Source organism: Fibrobacter succinogenes subsp. succinogenes S85, assembly GCF_000146505.1.
Classification (GTDB): domain Bacteria; phylum Fibrobacterota; class Fibrobacteria; order Fibrobacterales; family Fibrobacteraceae; genus Fibrobacter; species Fibrobacter succinogenes.
Genome location: NC_017448.1, coordinates 1,803,908 through 1,821,828, shown reverse-complemented (window position 1 = coordinate 1,821,828; position 17,921 = coordinate 1,803,908). Strand labels below are relative to the sequence as shown.

At 49.8% G+C, this 17,921-nt stretch carries 16 protein-coding genes; 6 read left to right on the top strand and 10 right to left on the bottom strand.

The features are described 5' to 3' along the window. Nucleotides 1-32: 32 nt before the first annotated feature. Both FSU_RS07465 and FSU_RS07460 read right to left on the bottom strand, forming a co-directional pair. The gene (locus tag FSU_RS07465) at nucleotides 33-419 is read right to left on the bottom strand and encodes a hypothetical protein (protein WP_014545848.1); all 387 of its coding nucleotides are present in this window, start codon (nucleotides 417-419) and stop codon (nucleotides 33-35) included. Between the two features lie 179 nt (nucleotides 420-598). After that, a complete protein-coding gene (locus FSU_RS07460; RefSeq protein ID WP_014545847.1) occupies nucleotides 599-1,939 on the bottom strand; it encodes a hypothetical protein in 1,341 nt (446 codons plus the stop codon). Between the two features lie 82 nt (nucleotides 1,940-2,021). On the opposite strand from FSU_RS07460, the gene rsmG reads away from it, so the two are divergent. Further along, nucleotides 2,022-2,789: a 16S rRNA (guanine(527)-N(7))-methyltransferase RsmG gene (gene rsmG, locus FSU_RS07455; RefSeq protein ID WP_155808731.1), complete on the top strand. Its 768-nt coding sequence runs from the start codon at nucleotides 2,022-2,024 to the stop codon at nucleotides 2,787-2,789. Between the two features lie 3 nt (nucleotides 2,790-2,792). Here rsmG and FSU_RS07450 read toward each other — a convergent pair whose 3' ends face one another. Beyond that, nucleotides 2,793-4,880, bottom strand: coding sequence for a histidine phosphatase family protein (locus FSU_RS07450; protein WP_014545845.1), 2,088 nt, complete (start codon nucleotides 4,878-4,880; stop codon nucleotides 2,793-2,795). Nucleotides 4,881-5,070: 190 nt separating this feature from the next. Between FSU_RS07450 and FSU_RS07445 the strand changes: the two genes are divergently transcribed. Then, nucleotides 5,071-5,766: a hypothetical protein gene (locus FSU_RS07445; RefSeq protein WP_244263739.1), complete on the top strand. Its 696-nt coding sequence runs from the start codon at nucleotides 5,071-5,073 to the stop codon at nucleotides 5,764-5,766. 62 nt (nucleotides 5,767-5,828) lie between these two features. Here the strand turns inward: FSU_RS07445 and FSU_RS07440 are convergent, their stop codons facing one another. From FSU_RS07440 to FSU_RS07430, 3 genes are read right to left on the bottom strand one after another with little or no spacing between them, the layout of a single operon-like run. Beyond that, the gene (locus FSU_RS07440; protein WP_014545843.1) at nucleotides 5,829-6,740 is read right to left on the bottom strand and encodes a hypothetical protein; all 912 of its coding nucleotides are present in this window, start codon (nucleotides 6,738-6,740) and stop codon (nucleotides 5,829-5,831) included. Between the two features lie 3 nt (nucleotides 6,741-6,743). Further along, the gene (locus FSU_RS07435) at nucleotides 6,744-9,182 is read right to left on the bottom strand and encodes a ribonuclease R family protein (RefSeq protein ID WP_014545842.1); all 2,439 of its coding nucleotides are present in this window, start codon (nucleotides 9,180-9,182) and stop codon (nucleotides 6,744-6,746) included. Between the two features lie 2 nt (nucleotides 9,183-9,184). Beyond that, on the bottom strand, nucleotides 9,185-9,943 hold the full coding sequence (locus tag FSU_RS07430; protein ID WP_014545841.1) for a 1-acyl-sn-glycerol-3-phosphate acyltransferase: 759 nt from the start codon (nucleotides 9,941-9,943) through the stop codon (nucleotides 9,185-9,187). A gap of 134 nt (nucleotides 9,944-10,077) precedes the next feature. On the opposite strand from FSU_RS07430, the gene FSU_RS07425 reads away from it, so the two are divergent. The 3 genes from FSU_RS07425 to FSU_RS07415 all read left to right on the top strand — a co-directional run bounded on the left by FSU_RS07425 (nucleotide 10,078) and on the right by FSU_RS07415 (nucleotide 13,219). Continuing rightward, a complete protein-coding gene (locus FSU_RS07425; protein ID WP_015731915.1) occupies nucleotides 10,078-11,145 on the top strand; it encodes a glucokinase in 1,068 nt (355 codons plus the stop codon). A gap of 179 nt (nucleotides 11,146-11,324) precedes the next feature. After that, entirely contained in the window at nucleotides 11,325-12,749 is a 1,425-nt protein-coding gene (locus tag FSU_RS07420; RefSeq protein ID WP_014545840.1) for an RNA-binding domain-containing protein, read from the top strand. Nucleotides 12,750-12,859: 110 nt separating this feature from the next. Beyond that, nucleotides 12,860-13,219 carry a hypothetical protein gene (locus FSU_RS07415; RefSeq protein ID WP_014545839.1) on the top strand — a complete coding sequence of 120 codons (360 nt, stop codon included), beginning with the start codon at nucleotides 12,860-12,862 and terminating at the stop codon, nucleotides 13,217-13,219. A 227-nt stretch (nucleotides 13,220-13,446) separates the two neighbouring features. Here FSU_RS07415 and FSU_RS07410 read toward each other — a convergent pair whose 3' ends face one another. Continuing rightward, nucleotides 13,447-14,508, bottom strand: coding sequence for a Fic family protein (locus FSU_RS07410; protein ID WP_014545838.1), 1,062 nt, complete (start codon nucleotides 14,506-14,508; stop codon nucleotides 13,447-13,449). Between the two features lie 84 nt (nucleotides 14,509-14,592). On the opposite strand from FSU_RS07410, the gene FSU_RS07405 reads away from it, so the two are divergent. Further along, nucleotides 14,593-15,435 carry a 50S ribosomal protein L11 methyltransferase gene (locus FSU_RS07405; RefSeq protein ID WP_014545837.1) on the top strand — a complete coding sequence of 281 codons (843 nt, stop codon included), beginning with the start codon at nucleotides 14,593-14,595 and terminating at the stop codon, nucleotides 15,433-15,435. Between the two features lie 154 nt (nucleotides 15,436-15,589). Here FSU_RS07405 and FSU_RS07400 read toward each other — a convergent pair whose 3' ends face one another. Genes FSU_RS07400 through FSU_RS07390 form a run of 3 tightly spaced genes read right to left on the bottom strand, consistent with a single transcriptional unit; the run spans nucleotide 15,590 to nucleotide 17,872 of the window. After that, a complete protein-coding gene (locus tag FSU_RS07400; protein ID WP_015731914.1) occupies nucleotides 15,590-16,273 on the bottom strand; it encodes an ABC transporter ATP-binding protein in 684 nt (227 codons plus the stop codon). Beyond that, nucleotides 16,273-17,463, bottom strand: coding sequence for an ABC transporter permease (locus FSU_RS07395; RefSeq protein ID WP_014545836.1), 1,191 nt, complete (start codon nucleotides 17,461-17,463; stop codon nucleotides 16,273-16,275). The genes FSU_RS07400 and FSU_RS07395 overlap by 1 nt, the downstream gene beginning before the upstream one ends. After that, nucleotides 17,444-17,872 (bottom strand): DUF4418 family protein, encoded by a 429-nt coding sequence (locus FSU_RS07390; RefSeq protein WP_014545835.1) that lies wholly within the window; start codon nucleotides 17,870-17,872, stop codon nucleotides 17,444-17,446. The genes FSU_RS07395 and FSU_RS07390 overlap by 20 nt, the downstream gene beginning before the upstream one ends. Nucleotides 17,873-17,921 lie beyond the last annotated feature (49 nt).

Sequence of the window (17,921 nt, the reverse complement as noted above, 5' to 3'; positions counted from 1 at the left end):
TTGACTTTCGTCTTTCGTCTTTCGTCTCTCGTCTAAACAGTCCCTACCGCAACGATCCAGAAACAGATGGTCGAGGCGATGGCTAGCGGTCCCATCACATGGCGTTCCGGTGCGCTTAAGCTAAAGAATACTGTTGCCGTGTAGAACGTCAGGTAAACAGCGTAGAAAAAGGCGAGAATGCGTACAATGCCGAACGGAATCGTCTCCGGGAGCACGTGTCCAGCGCTCAGAATCGTAAAAAGGGCCACAAATTGCATGATAATTGGCAACACGAATGCCTTGCGGACTTCCTGTGGCACGACCTTGTGGCGACCATTCATGGCGTACATGCCAAGCGGCGCTCCGAGCGCAAGGGCGATGTTCAATGCGATGGAGGGCAAAAAGACAATAGATCCGATAATTGCGGTAATGTAGAACATATCCCTAAGATAAAAAAAAGGACTCCTTCAGGCAAAGGAGGTAACCTAAAGGAGTCTGAGAGTGTTTGGGTATTATTAATAATAGATTTCTTACAGCGAATAGATTAGAATATTCCAAAAATTTGTGGTTACAAATGTATCCACGCTTGTATACAAGGGACGTATTGGGGTAAAATGTCTCAAAATTTGAGTGAAAACTGAATGTGGGCGTAGTTTGGGTGGAATTCTTTGGTTTTGGTCTTTTTAAAGGCAAAAACAAAATTGCCGCTCAGCCTGTCGTTGTCAATTTTGACTTCGTTTTGGACGGACATGCCTTTCGTGGGGGCGGTTTCGGGGAATGCGATGGTCAATTTGGCGGTGGCGAGATTTGTGCGGTAGGTCACGCCGAGTTCGAGCCTGGGTGGCTTGGTATCGCCTGCGTGGATGAGTTTGGCGCTAGCTTGGAACGTTAGGGGTTTCCAAGTGGATTGGAGTGCGCCGTTCCATTCGGTACGGTTGCAGTTGTCGCTTGCTTCGGTGCAGGTCACGCTGAAACTGGGGCGGAAACGTTCGGGACCGGATTCGAGCGAAATCTTGAATCGGGCGCTTACGGAGTCCGATGCGATGGGGCTGAGGATTCTCGTTTTGGCGGAGAACGTTGTGTTGAATGCTTCGGGCCATTTGGCGGTAATGGTCTGCGATGCCCAAAGCCAGTTTTCGGTGATGCCCTTGCTCAAGTTGATGCCTTGCGGTAAGCTGTCGCCGTGGAGGTACGCTGTCGTTTTCCATGAGAGATTTTTCTTTTCGCTTTGAAGCTGGATCTTGACGAGGGGGCGGTCTTGCCCGAACTGGTACCATGCGGAGATTAGTCCGAGTGTTGTGCGGGCTTGTAGTGCTAGGGCGGTGGCGTCTGGGAATTTCCAAAATGTGGCCCCGATTTCGTTGGAGCGGTCGGCGCGAAAGGTCAACTGAGCATGGAACGTCTTGCTTGTGTCAAGGAGTGCGCCGAGCCGGAATTTGCCGATGGGGTAGAGGAAGGCTGCGCCCCACAAGGTGTCTAGCGGGATATGGCTGTGGAGCTCTTGCGTAGAAACTTGCCCAAAATGCGCTTCAATATTGTCGCGGCGGTAGGAAAGCAGTTCTTGCGAACCGAGGCGCAGTTTAAAGTAGTAGAATTGGATTTGCAGTTCCTCTCGGTGCTTTTTGAGGTGTCCGTCGGAATCGTACTGGCCTTTCCATGTGAGGTGTCCATGCGGGATGATGCTCGGCGTTTTCTGAGCATTGGATTGTGCCGCCGACTTGGAGGGCGCTTGCTTTGTGCATGGTTCCTGGGCGTAGACTTCGGCAAGCAGGCAGGCTTCATCGTAGTTTTCTTCTTCAAGTCTTGTGAAAATTTCATCGGCTTCTTCGGGCGTGATGATGCCGTCATCCCACCATTCGAAAACCTGGGCGTTGCTGAATGGGGCTGTTGTGGTTTCTTGAGCCTGGATTGCGGTTGATGCGAAAAGGGCGAGGGCGAAAATAAAAAGTTTTTTAATCAAGGGGTTCCTCCATTATATATACACGCGCGAGAGACCCTTTTGGACTAAAAAATCTTTGAAAAACTTTTCTAACTTTTGGGGTATGGCAAATTCATCTTGGTCAAAAAATTCCAAACCCCGCAGTGGCGCAAGTGCGCTTGGCAAGGATTTTATCCCTCACATGAAGGCTCCGCGTACGGAGTTTCCGCTTTTTAACGGTAAGCGCGTGACGCCCTCTCTTGCAGGGCTTGACAAGCTGTTGCATTACTACGGTGTGGAACTCCAGCAGGATACCTTGAAGCAGATTTGGGAATTTCACCAGTTGCTCCGTGCGAACAATGACGACCAGGATTTGACTCGCCTCAACGCTTTTGAGACGATGGTGGAACGCCATTATGCCGACTGCACGCTCATCAACGCTTATGTGCCGAAGTGGCCTGCTCGCATGATTGATGTCGGCAGTGGTGCAGGATTCCCGGGAATCCCGCTCAAGATTGTGAACCCGTCCATTCGCCTGACGTTGTGCGAACCGCGCCCGAACCGCATCAACTTTTTGAACATGGTCATTGAGAAGATGGGCCTCAAGGGGATTGACGTGTTCGGCCATAAGGTCACGAGCCGCAGCATGACCATCCCTGTCGATGGCGTGATTAGCCGCGCTTTTGAGCTCATGGAAAAGACTCTCCCGCGCATTGCGAATTCCCTCAAGGTGGGTGGCCGCGTTTACTTTATGAAAGGCCCTGCTGTTGCCGATGAACTCAAGACGTTCTATCCTGAAGATTTCGGCTACAAGTTTGTCGGGAAGCACTTCTACACGATTCCGAACAGCACGCAAGATCGCGCGCTGATTATCCTGGAACGCGAAGAGTAATTTTTACATCGTACCGGATTCAAGTCCCTTGACGGGGACGTAACGCACGGAACCGTCAGCGGAGATAATCATTGCAACGCCCGAGAGGTAATTGACCCAGCGCCATTTTTCGTAATAGCGCACGTTTGCGTGGCCGTTGGTGGTATAGGCGAGGAGCGGCACGACGAGGTAATCGTGCGTACACATGACACTGACGCGTTTCATGGCCGGGAGGTTTGCGAGGATGTTGTTCTTCAGGAGTTCTTCGCTGCGAGTTTCTAAATCGTAGAATGCGTCCGGATAGGCTCCTGTAAAACCGTACTTGGAAAATACAACCCAGCCGCCTTCGGCGTTGATATAGTTGTTGGCGGTGGCTTCGTCCTTAATGTACCAGGCCCCGTCCATGTAGGGGAGGATGTTGAGCGTGTAACCGACTTGACCTTTGCCAATGGCGATTTCTTCGCAAGTTTCTTGCGTGCGTGTGTAGCCCGAATAACCGTAGTAAAAATCTTCCTTGGCGATCGTCGCGAGGCGGGTGCCTAAATTGCGGGCGTATGTTTTTCCGTTGCTGGTCAAGTGGCCGTTCGGGCCCGTGTCATCGGTGCGTTCGCTGTGGCGGATAATGAAGACCGCTTTTTCATCGGACTTGAGATTTGCATAAACTTCAACGAGGTCTGTAAATCCGTCGGCTTCCTGCGGGGTGGCGACGCGCCATGCGTTTGTGGCGGTCTCGAAGATGTAATAGTTGTCGTGATTCACGCGGCCTTCGCGGACTTCCTTGTCGTATTCGCCGGGGCCGAATCCAGCCGTGTCTTTTTCGATGGGCTGTGCAATGCGCCATTCCTTGGAACTCACGTCGCAAATGAATCGGACTTTGGAATGGTCTGCGTGCTCATAGTCGTTGGCGAAAAGGGCGCTTTGACCTTGATTGACGTACGTGACCTGCCCTGCGTTGGCGTCAGTGCATGGCTCAAAACCGTAAGCGATAGGGATAAACGCGCGCATGTAGCGCTCAAAGTTCGGAATGTTCATGCCCCATGATGAAACGTTGTTGCGGATGTCGTTGTATTTCCAGAGTGTGTCGAGACCTACAATCCAGTCGGCGATTTGAATTTTCCAGTTCTGGTCGTTCCAAATGCCATCGCCCTTGAGGTCTTCGGCGAGATTGTTCGCAAGATTCATCATGTCGTTCTCGCTGCGCTCGCCTTGAATCATGGCGGAGATGGCAAACAGTGCGGCACTGTATTCGCTATTCCCGAACATGTTCAAATCTTCGGCAACGGGCTTGTCGGTGCGTCCGTCGGTGAAGTACGGCTGCGAATAAAGCATGACCGTGTCAATCCCGAATGCGGCAAATGCTTCGCGCTCCGCCTGCGCCTTGGCTTCGGCAAAGTCGATGTGGTTCATCGTGAGCTGTTCAATGCGCGGGATGGTAATGTGCGTGAGGATGTTCACGTTCGCATGTTCGGGCGAGCAAGTCTTTGCAGCAAGTGTAATGGGGTTGTTCGAAACTCTGCCTGTCACTTCGTTGCGGTAAAAACCGGTCGCCCTGATTTTCATGCAGTTGGAATTTGAGTGGACTTCGTTAAAGGTATAGCGTCCGTCATTCGTGAGGATGCAGCCTTCTGCTTTTTGGTAAGTTTCGGTGTTGAATTCCTTGTTCGCTTCGGTGACGGTAACGCTTGTGCCAAAGACGAACGGCCCTTTTTGCGCAATGCCTGTCATCGGCGAAATGAAGCCTTCAACAAAGACTGTGTCTGCGCTACCGACGATTGTTCCGGTTGGCGAAATTTTGTCAACTGCGTGCAAAAATCCGTCGCTGCAGGTGATGCTAAAGTCTGTGGAGTCCGCTGCACTGCGCCAAGAGCCTTTTACGCAAAGTCGCGGCAAGTTCTCGTTCTGCACAAAGAATGCGCGACCTTCACGACTTGCGTCGCAAGCAGGCAAGTTGGCTGCGCCCGGAACGCTCAAGGTATCGAAAAGAGAAATCGGCTGGTTCGGGTCAATGTCGCCATTGCCGGTGGCGGGGTTTCCGTCAGAGCCACAGCCCGCCATCCATAACGATGCCCAAAAAGCAGCAAAACCAATCGCTGTTAAACCAAATTTCTTCATTCCATACCTGCTTTATTGATGTGCTTCTTTTTGTGGAAAGGGGCTAGGTGCAAAAATATATTCAAAATGTCATTATATGTCAGTACGATTTTATAAATTATACCTGTTATTTTGAATAAAAAGAGAGGTGAATACGATGCAACAGTCCGAAAACAATACAAATCTGTTCGTTTTACGAGTTTTTCGCTATATGTTTAGCAAAAAAGAGAGTTTTAGTATCGATAAGGATGAGCTTGCGATTCGCCCCTCTGTCTGCCCTTGTTTCCATTTGATGGAAAGTGAGGTGGGGTACTATCAGTCTTTGGCGGATGCCGAAAAGTGTATTCGTAAAATTGTCAAGAAAAAATCAAATGATGCCTATGGCTTTTTTGTGACGGAATTGCCGATAGGTTCTATGATGCATTCTACCGACTATGTTTCGTGCTGGCGTTACCTCGAAGATGGCTCTTTGTGGCTAAAAAGTGAAGGACCGAGTAATCTCCCGAGACAGTTGAGGGTATGCAATAAAGAACCTTATAAGGGACGCGACCCCAAGACGATTCGTTTTAAACAAGGCGACATTGTGGAGATTACGCGTGGGGATTACGTAGAGCTTGCTATTGTGTGGAATACTCCATCAACTGCAGAGCAAATCGAAAAAGTCCGTGAGCAACTTCGTAATTCTAAGGATGGATCGGCTGCGGCCTTGAACGAATTGAGCATGGGCGATTCCTATAAAGTCGTCACTTACTCTGTATCGGAAAATGGAGCCGTAAATTATTGTGTTTCTGATGAACTTTCCGTGAACGTACTTCCGCCTTCGAGGCCTGTTCCGCGCAAGTTCGCGACTGAACTGCGCAATCAGCTAAAACGCGCTCAAGAGGAAGAATTCGACTTGCCGTTTTAAGGCGAAAAAGTATGTTGTTAAAGTGAAGAGTGGTTGTTTCCATTTTGGAAACAACTGCTTTTTTATTTCTTGATTTTATCGAGTAGGCGTTTAGCGGGGAAGCCGACGAGCTGGAATCCTTTTTCCCAGATAAAGTCCTTGATGCGCTCGACTTTAGTCTCGTTGCTTTTCGGGAGCCAACTCTCGTCAAAGTCTGCATCTAGCCCGGCTTCTAGAATGAGGGCGGTGTAGTCCTTGTTGAGTGCGTCGTAGGCGTGGTGGCGTACGAAGTGTTTCTTTTCTTCGTAGTTGAAACGGCGTTCCAGAAGCTTGCGCTTCACGAAACCAGCGCCTTGTTGGGTGAGCTCGTCGTAAGCGAAGAACACGGGGCGTTCCGTGTGGTAGAGCGATTCCATGATGACTTCGGCTTCGGTGAATTTTTCGCTCAAGCCGACTTCAAGCTTGCGGGTGACATCGTAGAATTCGGTCTGTTCGGGTGTCTCGAAAATGTGCAAGAAGAACACGCCGAGAGCGGCGGGTTTCATGTACAAGAAGAATGATTGCAGGTGCGGGGCAAATTCGTCATTGCTTGTGAGTGAGACGACGTCGGCGTTGCTTTGTTCGGCGCGTTCAAAGAATTCCTTGAACTTGTTTTGGTAATAGACGATGGAATCGTTGATGAGCAGCAAGCGTTCCACATCACGCGTGATGACGCCGGGAACGTAGTTGCCGGCTGCGTCTGTGCGGTTTGCTTGCAATTGCAGATAACGCCGCCACATGCCAAAGTCAAATCCGCGATTTTCGGTGAGGAAAAGCTCGATGTGATTTTCCTTTAAAAAATCGTAGGTGTCGCTCGAAAGCGTTCGGCGATTCGTGAGGAGGACGACCTTGAAGTCGGTCTCGGCGAGATGCTTGAGCGCAAAGCGGACATAGCCGGGGAGGTCTTCACCGGTTTGGTAACTGGCATAGAGGGCGACTTTATTGCATGCGTCCATCAACTATCTTCCTCTGCGGCCTCCGCGGCTGCTGCGTCCGCGACCTTTTTCGCTAGATCTGCGGCCACGTCTTGCTTCACGCGGTTCGCTGGCTACATGGAATCCTTCGCCGAAATCACGGGAGTCTCGACCTCCGTGTTTCCCACGCTTGTCGGAACGGCGACCTTCATCGAATTCGTCACGGCCCTTACGGAAACCGCCACGTTCACGAGAATCGCGACCGGTGCGTTCAAAGATCGGACCGTCGAAATCGCGACGTCCACGGCGACCGCGAGAAACGTATTCCGGTTCGTAATCGTCGTCTTCGTCCGGCTGGCTCACATAGCCGAGTGCTTCGGCGGCCGCAGCGCGGTCAGCTCTTTCATTGAAATTGCGAATGTCGCGTTCGGTATCTTCGCGGGTACGGCGCTTCTTCGGTTCAGGGCTCAGCTTTTCGGTGATGCTGAAGTCTGCCTGACCGCGCAATGGGTCAACTCTGAGGAGTTGAACCATCACTTTGTCGCCACGGCGGAAGGTGCGGCCACTGCGCTTGCCAAATGCAAGACCCTGGTCCGGATTGAACACGTAGAAGTCATCGCCCGTGATATCGCGGTAGCGCACAAGACCTTCGGCAATCGGATCGTCGATGGAAACGTAAATGCCCCATTCTTCAATGCCCGTAACGCTTGCTTCGAAACTGTCGCCAATGCGGCTCTTCAAAATCCAGCAGCTGCACACCTTGATGGAGATGCGTTCCACCTTCATGTTCTTGATTTCGTTTGCAGAAATCAAGTCGCAGACTTCAATCACGCTGTTCACGCGTTCGGCGTCGATTTCCTTACCCTTGCGGGCGAGTTCACGATGGCACCAAAGGTCAGCATAACGGCGGATCGGCGAAGTGAAGTGGCTATAATCCTGCCAGTTCAAGGCGAAGTGTCCGAAGCTGTTGGAATCGTAATGAGCCTTCTGCATACTGCGCAAAATGCGGTTCGTGAGCGTCTCGTCGCCAGCAGCGCGCTTCACCAAGTGTTCATAAAGCTTGAAGGCTACCGGGTTCAAGTTTGTATCGCCACTGCGCGGCTTGCCCAAGTCACGCAACATCACCGGAGCGTCCTTGAACAGATCCGGGTACATGTAATAGAGTTCCATGATGTCCTTCGTGTCCGGAGCTTCATGGATACGGTAAATGCCTTGCAGCTTGCGCTGCTTGAGTTCCTTGGCGCAGCAGTTGTTAGCAATGAGCATGCACTCTTCGACCCACGAATTGGAATCGTCGTGTTCGCGCGGGAAAATCTTGACCGGTTCACCGTTTTCGTTAAACTTGCAGCCGTATTCAGTTGTCTGGAATTCGAGCAAGCCATCCTTGGTGCGGTTTCTCTTGAGGAGCGCTGTCACTTCGGCGAGAGCCTTGATGGAATCATCGCCTTCTTTCATCATCTTCACTGCCTGCTGGTACGTGATGCCCTTCGTAATGTTCACGACACTGCGGTGGAAATCCCAACCGAGAACGTTTGCTTCCTTGTCCAAGTCAATCATGCAGGTGAATGCGCAACGGTCTACGCCTTCGTGCAAGCTGCAAACGCCGCTTGAAAGCTTTTCCGGGAGCATCGGCACTGCCGTCCACGGCAAGTATTGCGTATAACTTCTTTCAAGAGCTTCTTCGTCGAGGTCAGATCCTTCAGGCACGTAGTAGCTCACGTCGGCGATGTGTACGCCGAGCTTGTAACCACCATTCGGCTTGCGTTCCACGCTGATAGCGTCGTCGTGGTCCATGGCGCCTTCGGGGTCAATGCAGAGAATGTCGAGCTTGCGGTAATCCACGCGGCCCTTGAAATCCTTTTCGGTCGGGTCCGTAATGGATGCCACGTACTTTTCAATGGCGGGGCTGAAGCCCTTGGGCAAGTTGCTCTCTTCCATGAACTTTTTCTTGACTTCGTCCCAAGTCACGTTCATGATTTCGGCAGAGCGGTCGACCTTCGCCAAGTAGCTGTGCTTGAGCTTCGGGTGCGGATAAAGTGTAAAGCTGATGGTTTCGCCTTCCTTGCCCGGTGCCTGCCTGCGGTGGCACATCTCGTACACCTTGCCGGTATCGATTTCGGTCACCTGCCAGTCTTCGTCACCGGTCTGGTGCAAAATGCCGCGCTTCACGCGTGTGCCGGAATCCTTTTCGGTCTGACGGCGGCTACGTGCGCCCGGACGGCGGTTGTCTTCGACACCCTGCTCTGCAAGTTTTTTGCGGCGCTTCTCGCGCTTGTCTTCGAGCGGCTCGCCATCGCCCAATTGATATTCCTTGTGGGCAGAACGCTTTAAAACGCCACGCTCGATCATGTCGGCGAGGAGCTGCTTAAAAGCCATTTTCTGTTTTTTCGGGAGGCCGAGAGCGCTGCGGAGCTGGCTCCCTACCATGGGTTCGTCACGAAGGATTGCAATAATTTGTTCTTCGCTCGGTAATTCCTTAGCCATAATTAAGCCTCCTTGTTTTCAGTTGCCGCTTCTTTTGCTGCGGCAAGTTCCGCCTGCTTGTACGGCATAGCGGATTCAGTTAAATCGTGGGTTTCGTCGCGGAGATCGGCCATCGGCTTGTCGGCGTAATCTTCATAACGGATCAGCGGGTGAACGACCATCTCGACGGTGCCGGAATAGACTGCCCACTTGACCTTCGGGAGAATCTTTCCGGTATTAATAAATGTAACTGGTAAAATCGCAAAATGCTGTTCTTTTGCCAAACGGAAAATTCCATTTTGGAACTTAAGCATGTGGCCGTCTTCGGTGCGGTGGCCTTCGGGGAATACGACGATATTGTAATTGCTTTCGAGGCGCTTCTTGAGAATCTTGCCGAGGCCTGCGTTCATGCGCGGATTCTTGTGGATAGGAATGTTGCCGGAGCGGTTCAAAACCCAGCCGAACACGGGAGCCTTCCAGAGGCTTGCCTTAGCCATGAACGAAGCTCTCGTGATGGAGTGCCAGACGACGTTGATGTCCAAAAAGCTCTGGTGGTTTGCGACGATGACGTAGTTGATGCCCTGCGGGATGTTTTCGGCGCCCTTGACGGAGACCTTGATGCCGAAAAGCTTGAAAATGATTTTCTGGAAGGAGAATGAGCAAATCTTGGTGCAGTCTTCCCAGTGTCCGCGGATACCGCAATAGAGGGTGTAGGGGATACCCGCAACAATCATGATGGTGAAAACGACGATGTAATAAAAGAGTGCAAGAATAGCGCGCATGGTCTCTGCTTGTTAAAAGTGAATTATGACCCACTCAATATAAATAGGTCCCTATGGGCTTAATGTATATTTTTTAAGGGAATTGAAACAGTTGTTTTTGTTATATTCACTATGAAAACATGGAGTTTTAAATTATGGAAATTAAATGGCTTAATCCCGATGCTAAGTTTGACCGTCTCGTTTTGGCGGGTGATATCGGTGGTACGAATACGAACCTTGGTCTTGTGGGCTACAAGGATGGCAAGTTTACGCTCATTCTTGAAACTGTTTGCCCGAGCCAGTGCATTGAAGGACTTGACACCCCGATCCGCGAAACGCTCAAGGCTGCAATCGAAAACCGCGCGGATTTGAAGCCGTCTCACATTTGCATCAGCGCTGCAGGTCCGGTGGCAAACAACAAGTGCGTTATGACGAACCTCCCGTGGTGCGTTGACGGCGATGCCATCACGAATGCAACCGGCATTCCGACCCTCGTGATTAACGACTTTATGGCCATTAGCTATGGCATCCCGACCCTCGACGTCGATGACCCGAAGCAGATTCTCAAGTTTAAGCACACTGACGGTAGCGAACCGAAGCCGCAGGCTGCAACGAAGGCTGTGATTGGTCCGGGTACGGGCATGGGCGTTGGCTTCCTCGCATTTGACGGTCAGAAGTACATCCCGGCTTGCTCCGAAGGTGGCCATTCTACGTTTGCTCCGTTCGACAAAGAAACCCAGGACTTCCGCGACTACATGGAAAAGCGCATCGGCACCGTGCCGGGCGTTGAACCGCTCGTCTCTGGCATGGGTCTTGCTCACCTCTATGAATGGTGGCGCGACACGAAGGGCGTTCCGCAGAACGATGCCTTCAAGAAGATTGAAGAAACCGATTGGCACGACCGCCCGAAGTACATCAGCCGCGCAAGCGATACCGATCCGGTGGCTGCCGAAATGATGCGCATGTTCGTGAAGATGCTTGCTCGCTTTGCTAGCGACGCTTGCACGTTGTTCCTCCCGCTCGGCGGTTTCTACCTCGCAGGTGGAACGGTGCAGAAGGACCTCCGCTGGCTGGAACGCGATAACTTGTTCATGACCTGGTTCGAAAAGAACTACAATCCGAACATCCGCCCGCTCTTGAACAAGATCCCGGTGTACCTCATCAAGGATTACAGCATTAGTTTGTACGGAGCTGCTAATGCAAGTTTGAATTTGCAGAAGTAAGAGGCTTTGTAAAATTTTCCTACCCCTCTTGCCAGCATTTTAGATATTAGGTACATTAATGCAGCACGTGATTCTCTGTCAAATGGAGAATCGCGTCTTTTTTTTATTCTGAGATTCAGAATTAGGGGACGCCTCTAACATCAACCAGCCGCAAAAGCGGCTAATGGAGGCAAAAACTCATGACAAAATCAGAGAACCTTATAAAGAGCTTGATAGCCCTTCCGCATGAATACGAGTGGTTGGACTTTAAGGAAAGTTGGTTTTCAAAAGACGAGGTTGGCGAGTATATTTCGGCGATTTCGAATGGGGCGGCATTGTGTGGCCGGGAATTTGGCTATGTCGTGTGGGGAATTCATAACTCAACGCACGAAATCATTGGCACGACTGTAAATTTTGACAAGGACGTTAATCATGAGCCTTACAAGCATTATCTCGCGAGAAATTTAAAGCCGAGCGTTGCTTTTGATGTTGAAAATGTTCAGATTGACGGCAAACGTCTTGTTCTGTTGTCTGTCCCTGCAGCGAAATCCGTCCCAACGAAGTTCCTGTCACAAGCTTTTATCCGAATCGGTTCAAGCAAGGAAAAACTTTCGAAGTTTCCTGAATGGGAAATTCGTCTTTTGAACATTTTGTCTAACGGCATTCCGACGATTGTCAGCATGGCGGCTCCTGATTATGCGCAGGAACTGACTTTTGAAAAACTGTTTATGTATTATGGGGCGAAGGGTGTTGCTCTTCGAAAGGAAACTTTCAAGAAGTCGCTCAGGCTCTTGACTGCTGATGGGCGCTACAACATTATGGCATTGCTGCTTTCGGATGCAAACGACATCCCGATTCGTGTTTCTGTTTTTAGTGGCAAGAGCAAGGCTGATACGCTTTTCTCGGTCAAGGAATACGGAAATTCCTGTATTCTGTATGCGATGGATAAAATTTTGGAATACGGCGATGCAATCAATATCATCCAGGCGGATGAACGGGGACGTATTTCCGAGCGGAAGGATGTTCCTCTTTTTGATTATGAGGCTTTTCACGAAGCAATCTTGAACGCGTTTATTCATAATAAGTGGCTGGGAATGAACGCGCCCATGATTAGTGTTTTTACGGACCGCATTGAGATTCTTTCGCATGGCGGTCTTGGTCTTGAGCAGGATTTGGAGGGTTTTTACAAGGGCGTGAGCATCCCTGTCAATGAAATCCTAGCTTCAATTTTCTTGCAGCTGCGGTTAAGCGAACGATCGGGACGTGGTGTGCCGAAGATTGTCGAGGCGTATGGTCGTGATTCCATAAAGATTGAGAAAAATTTTATTGTGGTGACGATTCCATTCAACAGGATTAACGTGACTCCGTTTGAATTGAATGAAGGACAGCCGACTGTAAACCCGACTGTAAAGGCGACTGTAAATCCGACTGTAAAAATGTCAAAAAACCAAAGGGATATTTTGGCGAAAATTGCCGATAATCCAAGGATTACGCTCACGGAGCTTTCTGAATTGTTGGGATTGCATCGTGCTACAATTGCTGATAATACATCGAGGCTACAGAAATTAGGTGTTTTAAAACGTATTGGTAGCGATAAAACCGGATACTGGGAAATAGTCGAATAAATCACTCTAAAAATGAGTAAAAGTTCAAGCTCTTGACGTGGCATAGCCGTGGATTTAGTTTTGGGATGTGACCACAAACTGTATTCTTAATCATAAAAACGAGGGAAAAAATGAACTATACATTTACGGAAAAAGAAGTTGAAATGATGTATTACTGGGGACAATACGCTGATGGTGAAAGCTGCTTTACTGAAGAAGAACAAAAATTGTACGATAAAATAGAGCGAATATTAACGCCATTGCAAAAAGAAAAAGATGAATCTCGTAAGATTGTAGAATTCTTTAAAGAGATATGCAGTACATATAAGGGTGTGTCATATTCTTTGCGATACCCTGGAGGAAATTGTATAAGATTCATTGATGTAGATAAAGACTTATGCTTTGGTACGGCAAAGTCCAAGTACACGGATGTGGTGTTGGAGGTATCTAAGGTTATAAACAAATTGAAGCTGAAAAAACGGGAGGGGTAGATTACACAAATGTGCGTTCTTGTTTTAACCTATTTTTCGTTTTTTCAAGAATGTCTCTAACATCAATTGACCGCTAGAACGGCGTTGCAAAGTACGACTATATGGAGGCGTAATGAATAAGGAAAATCATCTTGTTGAATAGAAGCGCGAATTGTCCGAAACCTTCGAACATTCTTTAAACATTTTGAAGGATGACAGCGGTTGAGTGATAGGATAAAATTCGTCTATCAATTCTCGGATCCGCTAGCAATCTTCAGTCTGTATCGCATGCTGCGGCCGCCTTTTTTATTGGTCTCTAGGATTCCTTTGTCCATGAGGCTTTGGATTTCGCGGAGGGCTGTGTCGTGGCTTGCGTTGAATAGTGCGGCCGCTTCTTTGGCGGTGAAGGGTTGCGTGAGGCGGCCTGCCATGATTTCGTCGATGAGCTGCTGTTCGCGGGCGCTGAACGTGTCGTTTGCGTGGGCGCTGCGGAACTGGATGCGGCTGATTTCAGAGGTGAAAAGTTGTTCGCTATCTTTGACGGCGTCTCGCATCATTTGCAGGAACCACAAAATCCATTCGGTGAGGTCACCGCTGGCGGCTTGCGTGCGGGCGAGAATTTTGAAGTATTCGCCTTTGTGAATGTTAATTTGTTTGTTCAGCGCGTATTGGCAATGAGTCGTGTTCTCGGTGCGGGCGAGTTGCATGGCTGTGATGGCGCGGGCGAGTCTGCCGTTTGCGTCGGCGAATGGTCGGATTGTGATGAACCAGAAATGTGCAATTGCGGCTTTAATCACCCCATCTATATTTGCGCTCTCGAACCACGATAAAAAGTTTTCCATTTCGCTTTGGAGGCGTTCCGGATTCGGGCCTACAAAATGGAGCGTCTTGGGAGCGGAATCGGGGGCGGTCGCGTCGATGGTCGTTTGCACTTCGCTCGGGACTTCGCGGAACTTTAAGACTTTGTTCTGACCCATCGCAGAATGCCAGTTGAATAGGCGTTCTTCGGTGAGGGGCTGTGAGGCGTTCTGGATGGCGCCGAGGTAGTTTTTGATAAAGTTTTGCGAGCCCTTGCTTTTGAGTTCCACTTCGGCTAGCGTGTTCGTGGGGTCAAGCGTGTAGCCGTCGATGGCGTAGTTGGCAACGATGTCTTCGGCGAGGAGCTTGGCTTCAATGTCCTTCAATCCGCAGATCTGCATGATTCCGATGAGCTTGCCTTCTTCAAGGCGCGTCTGCCCAAGCGCTTGGAGCACCTTGGGAGAATCGAAGCGGAATCGCGTCCAGTCTGGGAATTGGTGGATGTAAAGCATGGTCTTTTCTCAAATATATTTCTTTTTCCGGCGTTATTTGGCGTGCGCGTTTCAATGCTCCGTTGAATTTGATAAATTTAAACTATGCAGAAAATTGATACTTGGTACAAGGCTGAGGGCAACTGCCCCGATGAAGAATATGAAATTGCAAGCTACCTGCTTTTTGAAGCGGGTGTTGCGACGCTCGAAGAACTCGACCCGGTGACCGCTGGCCGCACGGAGTTCTGTTTTTACACGGGCGACAAGGCGGAACGCGACCGCATCGTGGCGGAATTTCCGCAGTACAATTTCAAGGTCACCGAAGAGCCTGCAAAGGATTGGGACAAGTGGTGGCGTGACCGCGCACAGCCGGTGGCTGTGAGCGAGCACCTTTGGGTACGTCCACCTTGGGTGGAATTCACGCCGGAAGATCCTGAAGCGGTTGTCTTGGAGCTTGAGGCAAAGACTGCATTTGGAACGGGCGAGCACGAGACGACGAGTAGCTGTGCTGCGCTTATGGAAAACGTTGATTTCAAGGGCAAGACGGTTCTCGACATCGGTACGGGTACGGGCATTTTGGCGATGTTTGCTCGTCGTAAGGGCGCAAGCCTTGCTGTGGGTACGGAAATCGACCCGCTCACGATTCCTTGCATTGCGGAAAACTTTGAACGCAATGGCTTTGGCGAAAGCGACTGCGTGCTCGGATTCCTGGATGCGTTCAAGGACGGAACGAAGTTCGACGTGATTCTCTGCAACATGATTCGCAGCGAGCTTTGGCCGCTCCGCGATGACATCGAAGATTTGCTCGCGGAAGGCGGCGAACTCATCATCAGCGGTCAGCTCGAAGTCGAAAAGGATTACATCCTCAAGTGGTTTGAAGAAGCCGGTTTCAAAGTCTCCGTCGAACGCACCAAAGGCGAATGGTGGAGCGTGCTTGCACGCTCCTAAATGAGCCGGAAAGGAGACAAACGCATAAGGCGAGTGTTGCTGCCAAGCTCGCTTGGCTATAACCGAGCCGCGCGTTTGGCAAAATCACGAAGTGATTTTGCAATGGTGGAGTGTGCTTGCACACTCCTAAATGAGCCCGAAAAGGCGGCGATCGTTACAGGTTGCCGTATTCTCCGATGTCGGGGATGAGTGTTCCCGATTTCATGTGGTACGTGCGGTTGCTGTAGCCAAATGCCGTTCGATCGTGTGTGGCGACAATGACCGCGACTCCTGATTTTGCAAGCCTTCCGAAAAGGCTGAAAACCTTGCGGCTGTTGTCTTCGTCGAGATTGCTTGTCGGTTCATCGGCGATAATCAAATCGGGATTGTTGACAAGAGCTCGTGCGATGGCGACTCGGCGCAATTCTCCACCCGATAAGTTGGCGGGGTATTCGTTTGCCAAATGAGCGATGCCGAGTTTTTTGAGGAGACTCTGGATTTGCTCTTTGTCAATGCGATGCTTGTAAAGGCTTGCGGCAAGTTCGATGTTCTCGGTCACGGTGAATGCTGGTAAGCAGGCGGCATTTTGCGGAATGTAGCCGATGCGCTCGTTGCGTAACTTTGAACGGTCTTCGTCATTCAAGGTGTAAAGCGGTTGCCCATCAATGGCTATGCTGCCAGATGTTGGTGCACTGATGCCTGCGAGGGCGTTCAAAAGCGTGCTCTTGCCACTTCCGGATTCTCCGAAGATGACCGTGTAATCGCCTGACCAGGCGAAGAAATCGGCGTTGTTGACGGCAGGGAACTTTTCACCGCGTCGGGTATATTCTTTTGTAATGTTGTTACCATTGAGTATCATTAAGTTTCCTCCTTTAAAGCCGAGTAAACATCTAGACGGCCAACTTGTTTAGCTATTCGATAGGCGGCTCCTGTGCCTGTGATTGTGGGAATGAATATTGCAACGATGATAATCGCAAAAATGGTTAGTGTGCTCGGAAGCAAGAACGGTACGGATAAACTGTCGATAATGAACACGCGGAACGAGAGCGTTGCAAATACGCTGATAAACGCGCCTACGACAGTGCCGATGATTGTTGCGAGCAATGATTCGCCAAGAACGATGTGTTCCAATCTCTTTTGCGTGAAACCGATGACGCGGAGTGTTGCAAATTCGCGCTTGCGCTCGTTTGCAGAAATTGAGAAGGCTATTGAAACGGCGGCGATGGAGACAATCAAGAAAAATACGGCGATAACCCATACGATAATCTTGAAAGAACCTGCCGTAGCGATGACGTTATCGAATAAATCCTTGCGCGGAATCACGTGGATGTTGTCGAATTTCTCGTGAAGCGTCTGCGATATTTTTTCAAAGTCTGCGCCTTTTTCGAGATTCGCAAGAATCGCGGAAGGTTCGCCTTCGGAAATGAAGTTGATACCTTTTTCTTTCGCTGCTTTCTGCAAGATTTCGATGGTCCCGACATCGGCAAAAATGGCTTGGTCAAGCTTATTACCCATGCGTTCTAGGTGTGCTACGACAGTAAATTCCTGATCGAAGAACTTGATTTTCCCGGATTCATCGACTTGAATGTCGCTACCCGCGATTACAGAACCAATGGGAAAGTCTTTTTTGTATGTTTTGCGAATCCACGGCTTGATGGTAAAATCAGTCTTGGAATCGAAACCGATGATGTTGACTTTTTTATCGCAGCAGCTAGATCCGAGCGTGGAAAAATAAAATTGCGATGTGGCAATTTTGATTCCTGGAGTTTTTCGGGTGAATTCGAGAATTTCTCGGGGGAGCGTGCGATGGCTTAATTCTCCTTGCAAGAGAACTGGTTGGTCTTTTGCTTCGCTGCCGTATGGGACGATGAGCAAGTCTGCACCCATGCGCGATGAGAGCTGCTCTAGGCCTGCGTCAAGGCTTTCTGAAAAAAGAGCGCTTGATAAAAGTGTTGCCGAAGCGACTGCGGTTAAGATGACAAGTCCAATGCTTCGGAACGGATGACGCCAAAAGTTTGTATAAATAATTCTAAGTATGATTTGATTCATTTAAAGTCTCCTGTCGCGTTATACTGCGATTCAATAAGTAAATGCTGTTAGCGATTCCAACGAGCGCAATGACGATTCCTGTGATTTGCAAAACCGGGGAAGATATGGAATGACAATGCATGTGGGGTGCTGCGCAAACGCCTACAATCACGGCGGGTACAAGGGCTGAGAAAACACCGCCTGCAATCACTGCTGCCGATAATGCTTTTTGTGCTTTCGGGATCGCGATATAGGCGATACCAAAAATCGCGATGACAATGCCGATAATTCCGTCAACACTAGAGGTCTTTTGGCAGCGCATGATCATGTCTCCATGACCCGAGCAAAATGGAAGCAGAACAAATGAAAGCAGCGAAACGAGAACGCCAAATGCAATTGCTGTTGCGCCGAATAAAATACCTTGTTTCATAATGGCCTCCTAGATGACTTTTTGTTTTTGTTCGATGCCAAATATAGAA